The sequence below is a fragment of the Verruconatronum alginivorum genome (assembly GCF_056590205.1).
In genome coordinates this window covers 2,360,511-2,373,699 of record NZ_JBWPVQ010000001.1, presented here as the reverse complement: position 1 = coordinate 2,373,699, position 13,189 = coordinate 2,360,511, and the positions used below count along the sequence as shown (strand labels likewise).

Sequence of the window (13,189 nt, the reverse complement as noted above, 5' to 3'; positions counted from 1 at the left end):
GGCCAATGATCTGTTTTCCCGGATGGCCGAAAAAGAGTCCGACATGGGAGCCTCGTTCCGGCATCGACCGATCCGGTTTAATATTCGAATCCTCCACGGTCACCGCTACGACGATATTTTCCCCCTGCGACCGCACTGCCCCCGACCCCGCCCGCTCCCCGGCCAATTGCAGTTCGAACCGCGCCACCCCATCCGCATCCAACTCCAGCACCCGGCGGGGCGACAACGTGTAGTCGATGGCCAGAACCCGGGGATCGTCGCAACGCAGGCCGACCACCACTTCCTCCACCGTGTCCGACCGCCAGACAACCCGGAAACTCCGCTCCACTTTCTCCCCGGCCCCCGCCTCGACGGCAACCTCCGACTCCACCCCTTCCAAGGCCGCCTCTTCCCCGATTCCAAGGGTAAACTTCAGAGAAACCGGTTCCGCCCGCGGATTGTCCACCACCAGCTTCATCGACTCCCCCTCCCCTTCGCCGGGTTCTCCCGGCTCGATCCGGGCAACGATCGTCTCCCCCACTCCGGCGAACCCCCGGCCAGTCCCCCGGATCACCGGTCGGTATTCCGGCAAAAAGCCTTCTTTCTGATGGGCCTCGATCAGGTCGTCGCACATCGCCCAAATCTTATCGAGCGGAAGTACCGAGGAGGTGTGCGGATCGAGCATCACCGCGTGATAAATGTGTTCACGGCGCCCGGTCAGCGCCGCTTCGACCGTCAACTCCTGGACATGGATATTGGTCCGGCAGATGGCGGCCAATTGCGGCGGCAAGTCCCCAATCCGAGTCGGTTGGATTCCGTTTTGATCGACCAGGCACGGCACTTCGACGCAACAACCTTCGGGCAGGTTGCTGATCAATCCCCGGTTCGGCACATTGCCATAGATCACCCGCGCCGTCCCGCTCTCGCTCGATTCGATAATATACGAACCGTATTCGTGCGACTGCGGCTCGATGAAAATCTCGTCCCCGGAGCCGAGCAATTCCTGTTCCGTCCGCTCCCAGCGGGCGATGATCTTTTCGCAACGCCGCAGGTATTCGTCGATCGGAATATCGAAATCACCGATCGTTTTCTCCCCGTGCTGGATAAAATACGGCACGTATTCGCTCTGATGTTCGCTCGACTCCGTCACGAAATAACCGAGACGGCGCATCATTTCAAAACGCACCTTGTCCGATCCGAAATCCGGATCCTCCAGCAACCGGAACAACAGCGGATAGGCATCCTGTTTTTTGTATTCGAATCTCAGGAAAAACGCCATGTGGTTGATCCCGGCCACCAGGTAATTGACATCCTGATACGGCAAACCGGCGTAGCGGGCGAGTTGCTGCGAGGTTCCCTGCACCGAGTGACACAGCCCGACGTGGGGAATCCCGACCGCCCGGTCGACCGCCCAACAATTCATCGCCATCGGATTGGTGTAGTTCAAAAGTAAACACCCCGGGGCGCCAACCTCCGCGATATCCCGCGCGATCGCATTAATCTCCGGAATGGTCCGCAACGCCCGAAAAACGCCCCCGACCCCGAGCGTATCGCCGATCGTCTGGAGCAACCCGTACCGACGCGGTATTTCAAAATCAATGACGGTTCCGGGCTTGTAGCCGCCGACCTGGATGGTGCAAATCACATAATTCGAATCGCGGACCGCGTCGCTCCGGTTTAACGTCGCCTCGACCCGGGCCGGGACGCCGAGCTTGGACACCATCTTCTTAACCATCACCTCCGCCACCCGCAGTCGATCGGGGTCGATATCCATCAAACAAAGCGTGCAGCCCGCCAGCGCTCGAAACTGCAAAACGTCTCCGGCCAGTTTCTTCGCGAACATAACCGACCCCGCCCCGATAATCGTGATTTTTAAAGCCATGATGGAATAGTAAGCCCATTTTTCCTCGCCTTCACAATCGCGGATGTGTGACATTTTAGGTCATTTTTGTGATATTCACTCCAATCACCTTTTCCAGTGCCGTCCGATTACATTGTCCATATCCCCTACGCATCCGAGCATGAAAGCCGGAGAACGGCCCATTATCGATGGTCATGTGCCGCTCGTGGAAAAGTCGGTTTTGTGATCCTCCAGCGAACCCGATCCGGTCGGGGATTTTCACTTATCTCGGAAAAGAGCATGAGGTTCCCCCCGGACATGCCTTCATCGCGGTGGTGCCCGAGAAGGCGACCTACCGGTATCCACCGAACGGTGACGAACCTTGGGAGTTCGACTGGATCAATTTCTATGGTGACCTCTCGATCCAATTCTGGACGACCCTTCGGAGGGAGCACGGCCCTGTCATTCCGCTCGACGAACGCTCGCTCGCCGGGTCGGCCCTGACCGAATTGATCCGACATGTCTGCCGCCGGTCCTTCGCCGATCCGTTCGACGCCGGCGAGCAAGGATACCGTTTCTGGATGTTGTTGTGTCGCCAACTCTACTCCCGGCCCGCCGCCGGAAGCCGTCCCCCCATCCTCCATTACTGCCGCGAACAATTTCGGTTGCCGGTCACCGTCTCCGAACTGGCCGACCAGGCGGGGATGAGCCGGGAACATTTCACCCGCCGGTTTCACGCGGAACACGGAATCTCCCCGGCTGCCTACCTTCGGGAGCGCCGCCTGAAACTCGCCCGCGAGATGATCGAGTCCACCCAGGTCCCCCTCACCGACGTCGCCCTCCGTTGCGGCTTCTCCTCCCCCCGCCAACTCACCGCCGCCCTCCGCCGATCCCCGTAGCGATGATGCCCGGCCTTCATCGATCCCCGTCGAATCTTCGGGGAAGATTCGCTACGCCACGTCTTCATCGACCTGTCCAACAAAACATTGCCATCCTCCTCCCCATCTCATAATTGCATGGTTCAGAATGAATCAGGACAGCGAGCCCCCATTTCACCTATGAAACCATATGCCGTATTGACCGGCGACTTAGTCGAATCGAGCGCCATGTCCGCTGCCTTGCGCAAACAATTGGTTGCCTGGCTAAAACAACTCGGCCGCGATTTCTCCAAACGTCATCCCGGGGCCGTCGTCGGCAAACTCGACGTTTTCCGAGGTGACAGCTGGCAATTCTGTCTCCAGACACCCTCGCTGGCGCTGCACGCCGCCATTTTCATGCGGGCGGGAACCAAAGCCCATCCGTCACGAAAGAACATCGACACCCGCGTGGGAATCGGTATCGGAGGCGTCGAACATGTCTCAAAAACCAGGATCAGCGAGTCGAACGGCCCCGCTTTTGTCCGCTCCGGCAAAGCCTTGGACGCCCTTCGAAAAGATGCGAGACTTGCCCTGGAATGGCCGGACGGCCCCGAATCGGCCGTGGCTCTCAAGGGAGTGGCCATCCCATTGCTCGACTTGACCATCAGCCGCTGGACCCACGCCGAATCCGTCGCGGTTTACGGTGCCTTGATGGGCTGGACGCAGGAGGAGACCGCCGGATCCGCTGTGGCGCAAAAACCTGACGGGGCCGCCCCTACCCGGCAATCCATCACCAAGGCACTGAAACGGGCGGCTTGGAACAGCCACCTCGAACCGGTCTTGAACGCGATGTCACATTTAATCGACCCTCCTTCCCCGAAAAGCAACCTCTAGAGGTTTCATTGGTCGAAAGCAACCCCCTCAGGTTGCTTTCTATCCATTTAGGCACAATACCCATGACCGAAATCGCGATCCTGTTAATAGCCGCCCATTTTTACGGTGACTTTCTGCTGCAAACCAAGGGCGTGGCCACGAACAAAAACCGTTGGGCGCCTCTCCTATTACATGGCGCGATCCACGGAATCCTCGCCTACCTCATTCTGCAACAATGGGCGCTCTGGCAAATTCCCGTCGCCTTGACTCTCGTGCATATCCTGATCGACCGGGTGAAAGCATCCTTTCAACCCTCGCCGGAAGGATTCGCCCTCGATCAACTCGCCCACCTGCTTTCCATTCTGGCGATCGCCTTCGGGGCAGTCCTCTTCGGTTGGATTCCCGCCGACGATGTTGTCGTCCCGGGACGCGATTGGATCATCGCCGGAGCGGGGCTCTGCGCCGCGATATGGGCGCCCGGTTATTTCATCGCGGAAATAGCTTCGCGAATCCTCAGCCGAAATCAGGATTTGCGCAACGCCCTGGGAAAAGGGTTGCAAGACGGAGGCGCTCAAATCGGGAGATTGGAGCGGGCGCTGATTTTCATGTTCCTTTTCATCGGACACCCGGCGGGCATCGGATTTCTGATCGCCGCCAAATCGATCCTCCGCTTTGAAGAAGCCAAGAAACAAAATGTCGCCGAATACATCCTGATTGGAACCTTCTGGAGCTTCGGCCTCGCCATTGCCTTAAGCTGGCTCACGATTCAATCCTTGGCCCGGTAAATGACGCATCGTATGTGATCGTCCCCAACTCATTAAACCTAAAGAACTACCCCCCGTGAAACAGGCATTCCTGCCTGTCCGTTCCCGCCCAGACCACAGACAGGAATGTCTGTTTCACCCTTGTCCAAGATCCTAAAAGGGATCAAGGGAGCGAGCGCCCGCGCGGCGAACCAATTGCTTGGTACCAAAGGAACCTTTTGGATGGACGAATCCTATGACCGGATCGTCCGCAACAAAGAGGAATATGCCCACTACATCCAGTATATCCGGGAGAACCCCATCAAAGCCGGGCTCAGCGAAGGTCAGTACTGGCTGTATGTTGCTCCCGGCGTGGAGTAAGCGCCTACCCAGGCCACAGACAGTAATGTCCGTGTCACGCAAAACAGTGAAACAGGCATTCCTGCCTGTTCCTCCATCCCAATCTACAGACAGATAGATCCGTGTCACGGGCGGGTGCGCCGACGGACAATCTGCGTCCGTCGCCATTGACCCTCTCGTTTCACTATTTCTGCTCAACGCGGAAACACATGATCAACTTGATTTACCTTCAACCCATTCAGCAACTAGCTTTAATGCCCAGTCAGGGGAATCTCCCAGTCGGCCGAATGTCTGTCGTTCAAGAATCTCCGCAATCAGATGATGATGGGCCGGAGCCCTGAAGAAATTGCATAGTCTCATAGAGTCCAGAGCCTTGGTGTTCTCCTTAGTAGCCCCTAGGCTCAGATCACCTATAAGCTGAAAGAGGCAGTGATGATCCGTGGAATCGGCAAAGCCCCCCCAAGCCTCATGGATACTCTGGGCCGATTCCAGGACGCGCGTAACCTTGGTCATCCTCTCCGCAAACGGGCCCAGCTCATCTTCCCGCATCTTCCTCAAGCCGGTTGTTTCCGTCACATAAGGAGTCACTTCCAGCGCACATAACTTTTTGTCTTTAAAGTCCAGATGAGCAAGATACCCCTCGTGGCGTGACCTGACTGGGCTTGGTTGCCAGAAAACAAAGTTCCCGAGACTGTAGGCAATGGGAACCCCTTGGTGAATCTCAATCCCCTGAGGAACATGCGGGTGATGCGCAATGATCGCATCCGCGCCACCTTCCGCGAGCTGACGCAAGGCCTTAACCACATAAGGTGGAGGCACCGGAGCAAACTCGCGCCCACCGTGAAATTGGACGACGACCACATCGACCTGCTCCACAACCTTTAAGTGGCGAATCTGGAGAAGAATACCCGCGACATCGAACCCGTTAACCCCAGGCTCACCACGATGCGACATACACTCTTCTCCTTCCGCCCAATTAATCATGGCGACGCGGCAACCGTTGATTGTCCGGATCAATGGACGTGTAATTTCTTCCCCGTCAAATCCGGCGCCGATATAGTCCAAACCACCCGTAGTGAGAGAATCAATCGTGGAACGCAGCCCTTCGGATCCGAAGTCCATGGCATGGTTATTAGCAAGGCAGGCGGTGTGGAAACCACCTGCCTGCAAACAGGCAATTGCCGCCGATGCCTTGCAGCATAAGTTAGGTCCCTGCTTGAAAATAGGCCGACCAACCTCTCCCAGCACCGCCTCCACGTTAACCAGATTCCACGCACCGCCTCGCAACAGATCCAAGAGATCGCCATAGATGCCCGCCGGATCCGAATCAATAACGTCCGCATAGTTCCGGATAGCTGCCCAGTCTCCAGCGATATTCATGCGCCAGCTCCCCTCAAGTTGAGACCCGGGGGCTTGCCAACGTAGTTTGCTCCAGTCGAATAATTCATTCATTTCAATAAAAGGTCATCCAAAGAAGATTGAGCCAACTGGAATTAGAAATTCAAATTGCAGGTAAATCCCAACCATCCCCCGGAACTATTCCGCCGACCAAACCCTCGTTTGGGATGCACTCGTCGTGATCTTTTTACAATCGATTGGGAATCTGCAAAATCTCCTGAACGGTTGGGAAGATGTAGCCGCTAAAAAGGAATCGCTGGCAAGCGGACCACGCACGCCAGCGATTCATCCAAAGCCTTTCAAATACTTTTGTTCCACCCGCGACCGCATAAAGCCCCGGGTGGGTGAATGCGTGGGCGGGCAAGGAGCTCACGAGCCTGCCGAGGCGGAATTCCCATGGCGAATCCCCCGGATGAGAGGGTCTAGAAGTGCCTGTGCGATGTCCATTGGGTGATGCCTCCAAGTTAGGTTTATGTGGCAAAATCATCTCAACCAAAGGCAACCGGTCAACAGAACCCTTATGACGACATCTGCACAAAAGTGACTGATGGACAGTTTCTTCATAGGAAAATAAGGCGGGCAAATGTCCACTTCCCAAGCCTCATCCGGCGAAAGCCGGAATGCTACCGCCCTCCGTAGCATCGGGCTTTCGCCCGATGACCACCTCCCAAAGGCGGCCTCCAATCCTCATCCGGCGAAAGCCGGAATGCTACCGCCCTCCGTAGCATCGGGCTTTCGCCCGATGACCACCTCCCAAAGGCGGCCTCCAATCCTCATCCGGCGAAAGCCGGAATGCTACCGCCGCTCCGTAGCATCGGGCTTTCGCCCGATGACCACCTCCCAAAGGCGGCCTCCAATCCTCATCCGGCGAAAGCCGGAATGCTACCGCCGCTCCGTAGCATCGGGCTTTCGCCCGATGACCGCCTCCCAAAGGCGGCCTCCGACGCTCATCCGGCGAAAGCCGGAATGCTACCTCCGCTCCCAGAGGAACCTACCGCTCGATCTTTACCCAGTAAAAATACCTAACGGAGTCGCCAGCCACCGGCGGTTGGAAACGGAAAGTCTGGTCTTCGTAGGCGGTCATTTGATCAACCAAAATCCATGTTCCCCCTCCCAAGGTTTCGCTCCCAAACACCGAATAATGGCGTCCTCCAATCCCCTTCCACTCCAGGGAGATCGGCCCATCTCCCACCTGGACCGCACCCAACGAAGGGCGTGACCCAGGATCCCGCGGGTTCGTTCCCGCAACATACTCTTGTTTCGCGGTAAAGCTGTCGCCATCAAAATCAATGGCTCCAATCTCTTCCTCGCTCATCCCTTCATTGTCCAATCCGTGATAGTCAATCCATGAGGCAAACGTTCCCCAAGTAGGCGCAAGGCCCGCGAGGTATTCGGAAAAAACTCCCCATTCTTTATAAATCCCGGCGTTGAATTCATTCAGGGCCAATCGGTCGAATTCCGCATGCGGATTCTCCGGTCCGAGATAAGGAACACCCTGCGCGGCGGCCGCATCCCGCAGTTCCACATGACGCTCCAGCCAGACGATATCGAGGCTCAAGCGTTCCCTTCGCACCCGATAGGTGAGCACCTCGTCCCCTTCCACCGCCTGAAGAGCCTGCGCGAACAATTCCGTTGCGGCGGTCAGATCTTCCAAGGTCAACCACACCCGGGTGTGATTCTCATAGGACCGAAGCCGACGGTCGATGCCGCTCATCAGTTCCAAATAATCCATCAGGTAAGGGGCAGCCGCACCGTAATACCCGTCAAGGAATTCCCAAATCAAATCAGCCGTATCGAGATCGGGATTCCACAGGATCTTCGAATACACCCAGGCCTGCATCCGGACAAAGTCCCCCGCGTTGCTCCATCCGGCCTGGGTGAACGTGCCGGTCACCCCGATGTCCCGGTAAAACCGGAGACTTTCCGGATACGCGAAATAGGTCGGATGAGGCTGGATCATATTGCTGAAATTCGTGGTGTAATCCCAGACGTATACCTTGGGTGAAATCGCCACCCACTCCTCCAGGAACTCCCGGAAGGTTGTATTTTGCTGAAAAGGAACCCGGAAATTCCGAACGACTAAACGGGTCCGGAGGTGGGCGGGTACCCAGTTCTCATTCACTATGCCGAAAATCACTAACACATTCTCCCGCGGCCGGGCGACCTGCGGAGGTTGCGCGGTATTCCAGTAAGCCAAGGTCGAGATCGTCACATCGGGATAATGCGGCTCCACATGGGCCGCCACATGGTTGACCAATTCGATCAAGGCCCCCGAATCCGACCCGTCGACATTACGGGAGGCCGCGCAGACCGCGCAGCGGCAAAAAACTCCGGTGTCGGGATTGCTGACCGAAATAATTCTCTGCTCGGGATAAGTCCAATTCGAATACTCCTGCTGAATCCTCGCCAACACCCGCTCCGCCGCTTTCGCTCGGGCTCCCGCGTTCGTCATGCAGATGTTGGTCGGGACCCGTTGCGTGCCGTCAAACGCGTACCACTCCGGATGATCCGCAAAGAACATCGACGGAGGCAAAATCCAACTCAACAAGGTGTGATTCCCGCCCATTCCAAAACCTCCGCCCCATTCGGCCGACAACGCCGGATCGGTCTGCCTCAACTGAACGGGGAAATCCATACTCCCCGCCTGAGGCTGGAGGGAATGGGTGTAAAGATGGCGATACTGGAAGGGGGGCGTATACACGTAATCGATTTGCCCCAACGGCAAACTGGTGGTCTGCGGAATCACCGGATCCGCATCTTTGGCAAACCACCGGACACCCACTTTCTCTTCCAGAAATTCATACACCGAATACAGCGTTCCCCGCGGCCGGGAGCCACTCAAAACCAGATTATCGCCAACCGTCCGAATAAGAATTCCATCAGGCCCCAACGGGATGTCATCATAATCGGCAGTCAGCTCCCGCGCGGCGGATGGTCCGACGTAAATACCCCGTTCCCCGCCACTCAAATTCTGGATACTTCGGATGGGCGGAGTCGCGCCCGTGATGAGACCCAGATATTTCTGCAACTCCTCCGCTGCTTTCTGTTCCGCCGGAATGACCTCCGGCCCCAGCACGATGACATAGTCGCTGAGAGTGAAGCTGTATGGCCTTACCTGGTGGTAAAGAAATTGGCCATCGGCGACGTAAGATATGTGAAGGCTCTGGAATGAATCGAACTCGGCTCGGACCTGGGTGATGTGCTCCGTTCCGCTGGTCACCGCCAGCCGCTCTCCGGCGAAATTCCCATTTTCGTCAATCAATTGTAACCATAGGCGATGGGGCGACGAACCTGAATTTGCGGGAGCCGTATACAGAACATACCTCATTCCATGATTGTCGATCGCCAAACATACTTCTCGCGCATCTGGTTTGTCATATAATAGGATCGGCTGCTGTGCGCCTCCCCCCAAGACGTCTCGCCGCAAAACCACATACCCCTCGACCGAATCAACGTTAAACTGCTGGATGGCGGCGACATCAACCTGATTCTCCCGGACTGCCACCGACGTGACATTCGACATGAATGAATTGTTCGAGCCGTAGCCTGACCACGGTTGATCCGGTAAATGGTCGGAGGTCCATCCGGTCGGAGTCCGGATCCTGGAGTTCAACCCCGAAAAACCATTGGCGTGGGCAGTGGAATGACTGGATTGCGAGAAGACGCGGACATCCATGGATCCACGAGCATCCAGGCGCGGACCGCCGCGGGTTCGTCCAGTGTCCTCGCTGACAGCATGGGCAAGTCCCCATTCGCCCGAGGCTGCCCTCATATTATAACTGAAACCTCCGGTCGTGGCCCGACTCCACGCAACATGGAGGTTCCCGCTGTCGTCGAACTGCAGGACGGGCGTCCGGCTCACAACAATCGCTCCCACCACCTCGGCTTGCTGCCACTCTCCTCCGGATTGATAGCGATAACTGAGATTGTTGACCGGCGTTGCATTATAACTGCTGCCTGAAGGCGCACCCCGATAGACGATATGCGCCTCGCCGCTGGCATCATAAGCAAGTGCGGGCACATACGTCTCCGTGCTGCTGAGCGTCGTCGGCAAGCCGACGACGTTTCCTTGCAATTCCCGATACCTGATCCTCCAGCCGGTCCCATAAACGAATCCAACGGACCCGGGCGACCGGACCGCCATATCCGAGCTTTGGATACCTTGGGCACTGCTATCGCTCACAATCAGAGTTCGCGGCTCAAACCCCGCTCCAGCGACCAGGCTCCCGCAGGCGAGAAACCAAGCAATAGCCGCACAAACCATGGTTCTACCCCCCAAATGGGCCACGGAACGTTCAAGATCGTTTAGAAACATTGTCCTTCGAGATTTTTCTTTTGAAACCCACGAGTCGGTGGCGCGCCATAATTATTCCAAAAGCTCAAGCCTCAATCGAATGAAACCACGGGAAGCCTCCTCGGGGAGAACGGCCTGGGCTTCCATGATTTCGACATTTCCTTCGAAAATCCCCGACGCCGTCGTCGTCACATACGGTTCCCCGCGGAACCATTCGATCAGATCAACCGAAACTTCGGGAATATACGCTACGTCATCGATGTCTCGTCTTTCCGGATACACCAGGGACAAGGTGTCCTCATCCAGCGCCAGCGCCATCGGAAGATTGGCGGAAGAGATCGCTTCCCACACAGGGAGATCGAATGCGTATTTGATCAGATTCTCGACTCCGTCGCCCGCGGGCGAGGCATAAGGACCGCTGACTTCCGGGTCGTTCAGATGATCTGGAAAATTGGTCTCTCGCCATGCCTCGAAACCACCCGGAGGAAGGAACCGGGTGGTTTCATAATAGAGTTTCGACCCACCCGAAATGTAGGCGACATGTAACTCATCCGAGGAATCAACCCGCGCGGTCAGATTTGAGACATGCTCCGATCCATCGGTAAGTTGGACGTTTACGCCGATCAAGCCACCCACCGCATCCGCCATCTGCAACCACAAGGCATAGTTCTCCGGATTTTCCACCGATGGCGCGGTGAAAAAGACGTAATGCATGCCATCACTGCCGATTGCCATGCTGACTTCTCGAGCGTCGGGTTCGCCATACAAAACAATCGGGCTCGGTCGTTGTACGGCAAGAACGTTCAATCGAAGCACGACGCGACCCTCGACGGAAGCGACTCCAAACTGCTGCACGGCGGCCACGTCAAGCGCGCTTCCTCGGTATCCCAGCGAAGTCACATTCTTTTGAAAGGAGTTGTTGGATACGTAGTTTGTAATCGTCGAGTCCGGAAGTGCCTGCCTCGTCCATGAACCGCCCTCCGAAGTTCGGATATACGACTGAAGGCCGCTCATCCCATCATTCATCGCAGCGACACTGTTTGACTGGGTAATAACCCGGACGAACGCGGCGCTGGTTGGCACGAGGCGTGGACCGCCCCGCGTCCGTGACGTGTCAGTGGTGGCGTCGCCCCCGATCCCCCAGACGCCCGCGGGGGATTTCATGTTGTACCGCACCCCTCCATCCGTGTGCCGGCTCCAGGCGAGGTGGAGGTTTCCGCTGCTGTCATAGGCAAGGTCTGGCTGCCGACTGACGGAGATTGCTCCAACCGTTTCCGGATCCTGCCACACTCCGTCTATTTGCCGACGATAGCTGAGATTATTCACCGCGGCTGAATGATAATCGCTCCCTTCCAACGCACCGCGGAAAACAACATGAGCGTCTCCAGCCGCATCATAGATCAAAACCGGAACGTAACTCTCGCCTTCCAGCAATGTCACTCCCCCCTGAATCGCGCGTCCGTCCAACTCCAGATATCGCGCTCTCCACTCGGTCCCGTAGGTGAAACCAATCGTTCCATCCGGCTTCAGAGCCATGTAGGCGCTCTGAACTCCCGGGTTGTTGGGCTCGCTTACGATAAGCCTTTTCGACTTAAAAAACGGCTCCGGCACCCGGGTTGTTTGATGATAGAGAATTGTGTTGTTTACGACATAGGCCAAATGCAGCTCACCCCCGCCGTCGATTCCGGCGGTGAGTCGGGTGATGTTCTCGTCACTTTCGGTGACCTGAACGTTTCCACCATCCAGATCGCCATTAGCCTTTACCCGCTGCAACCAAACCGCGTAATTCGACGGGTTGTCCAGAGAAGGGGCGGTAAAAAAGACGAACCGCGTCCCATCGTCATTGACGACCATGCTCACCTCGCGGGCGTCAGGCTGATTGTAGAGCAGCAAGGGTGCCTCAGCGTTGCCCAGCACATCTGACCGCAGGACGACATATCCCTCGACAGAATCGACGTTGAACTGCTGGATCGCGGCCACATCCACCGCGGAACCGCGAGCCGCCACCGACGTCACATTGGAGAAGAACGAGTTGTTCGAACCGTATCCCGACCATGGATCATCCCATAAATGATCTGAAATCCATCCTCCGGTAGCTTCGGCGTCGCGAACGCGAATATTCAACCCGGAGAAGCCCGATTCGTGTGCTGTCGAATGACTAGACTGAGAGAAAATACGGACCTCCGAGGCACTAATCGCATACAAGCGAGGACCGCCGCGAGTTCGGCCAGTATCCGTGCTGACAACCGAGCCAGCCTCCCATGTCCCGGATGGGTCCCGCATATTATAACGAAAACCACCATTGGTACTATGAGCACTCCACGCGACATGTAGATTACCCAGGGCATCGAATTGAAGATCCGGCGTTCGACTTACCGAAAAGGATCCGATTTGTTCCTCCGGTTGCCACTCCCCGTCGATCTGAAAACGATAACCCATGTTGTTTACGGGCGTCGAGTTGTAGCTGCTCCCGGTCGTCGCGCCGCGATACACCACATGCGCCTGGCCGTCCGCGTCATAAGCCAACGCTGGGACATAACTCTCCGAAGTCCCAATCGTTACCGCGCTACCAACAACCCCGTCAGCCAACTCCCGAAAACGAGCCCGCCAATCTGTTCCATACACAAAACCCGCTGAACCATCAGGCTTGACCGCCATGGTCGCGCTTTGAATGTTCGAGGGGTGGGTGACAATAGCGGTGCGGGGCGTGAATTCGACATCAGCATAAACAGTGCTACCCAGCGCGCCCAGCCAAGCCATGCCCCCGATGAGAGAGGTCCTCAACAAGAATCGTTTATTACATTTCATAGGAATTGTCATTTGTATGGGTTAAGAAAAAACAGTC

The 13,189-nt window shown here is 56.6% G+C and carries 7 protein-coding genes and 1 pseudogene; 4 read left to right on the top strand and 4 right to left on the bottom strand.

The features are described 5' to 3' along the window. Positions 1-544: 544 nt before the first annotated feature. Positions 545-1,861, bottom strand: a pseudogene (melA, locus tag ACWUI2_RS08350) (alpha-galactosidase); the annotation flags it as partial. Positions 1,862-2,028: 167 nt separating this feature from the next. Between melA and ACWUI2_RS08345 the strand changes: the two are divergent. The 4 genes from ACWUI2_RS08345 to ACWUI2_RS08330 all read left to right on the top strand — a co-directional run bounded on the left by ACWUI2_RS08345 (position 2,029) and on the right by ACWUI2_RS08330 (position 4,673). Then, positions 2,029-2,718, top strand: coding sequence for a helix-turn-helix domain-containing protein (locus tag ACWUI2_RS08345; RefSeq protein WP_486982397.1), 690 nt, complete (start codon positions 2,029-2,031; stop codon positions 2,716-2,718). Between the two features lie 159 nt (positions 2,719-2,877). After that, positions 2,878-3,570, top strand: coding sequence for a hypothetical protein (locus ACWUI2_RS08340; protein WP_486982396.1), 693 nt, complete (start codon positions 2,878-2,880; stop codon positions 3,568-3,570). 62 nt (positions 3,571-3,632) lie between these two features. After that, on the top strand, positions 3,633-4,334 hold the full coding sequence (locus tag ACWUI2_RS08335; RefSeq protein ID WP_486982395.1) for a DUF3307 domain-containing protein: 702 nt from the start codon (positions 3,633-3,635) through the stop codon (positions 4,332-4,334). A 201-nt stretch (positions 4,335-4,535) separates the two neighbouring features. After that, a complete protein-coding gene (locus ACWUI2_RS08330) occupies positions 4,536-4,673 on the top strand; it encodes a hypothetical protein (protein ID WP_486982394.1) in 138 nt (45 codons plus the stop codon). Between the two features lie 192 nt (positions 4,674-4,865). Here the strand turns inward: ACWUI2_RS08330 and ACWUI2_RS08325 are convergent, their stop codons facing one another. The 3 genes from ACWUI2_RS08325 to ACWUI2_RS08315 all read right to left on the bottom strand — a co-directional run bounded on the left by ACWUI2_RS08325 (position 4,866) and on the right by ACWUI2_RS08315 (position 13,152). Next, a complete protein-coding gene (locus ACWUI2_RS08325) occupies positions 4,866-6,104 on the bottom strand; it encodes a CapA family protein (protein WP_486982393.1) in 1,239 nt (412 codons plus the stop codon). A gap of 937 nt (positions 6,105-7,041) precedes the next feature. Continuing rightward, positions 7,042-10,233, bottom strand: coding sequence for a DUF4838 domain-containing protein (locus ACWUI2_RS08320; protein ID WP_486982392.1), 3,192 nt, complete (start codon positions 10,231-10,233; stop codon positions 7,042-7,044). A gap of 183 nt (positions 10,234-10,416) precedes the next feature. Beyond that, positions 10,417-13,152 carry a hypothetical protein gene (locus ACWUI2_RS08315; RefSeq protein WP_486982391.1) on the bottom strand — a complete coding sequence of 912 codons (2,736 nt, stop codon included), beginning with the start codon at positions 13,150-13,152 and terminating at the stop codon, positions 10,417-10,419. Positions 13,153-13,189 lie beyond the last annotated feature (37 nt).

Excerpts from the sequence above, each read along its gene's own strand:
- ACWUI2_RS08330 (WP_486982394.1), top strand. The coding sequence starts at position 4,536 with ATGGACGAATCCTATGACCGGATCGTCCGCAACAAAGAGGAATATGCC.
- ACWUI2_RS08345 (WP_486982397.1), top strand. The coding sequence starts at position 2,029 with ATGGTCATGTGCCGCTCGTGGAAAAGTCGGTTTTGTGATCCTCCAGCG.
- ACWUI2_RS08340 (WP_486982396.1), top strand. The coding sequence starts at position 2,878 with ATGAAACCATATGCCGTATTGACCGGCGACTTAGTCGAATCGAGCGCC.
- ACWUI2_RS08315 (WP_486982391.1), bottom strand. The coding sequence starts at position 13,152 with ATGAAATGTAATAAACGATTCTTGTTGAGGACCTCTCTCATCGGGGGC.
- ACWUI2_RS08325 (WP_486982393.1), bottom strand. The coding sequence starts at position 6,104 with ATGAATGAATTATTCGACTGGAGCAAACTACGTTGGCAAGCCCCCGGG.
- ACWUI2_RS08335 (WP_486982395.1), top strand. The coding sequence starts at position 3,633 with ATGACCGAAATCGCGATCCTGTTAATAGCCGCCCATTTTTACGGTGAC.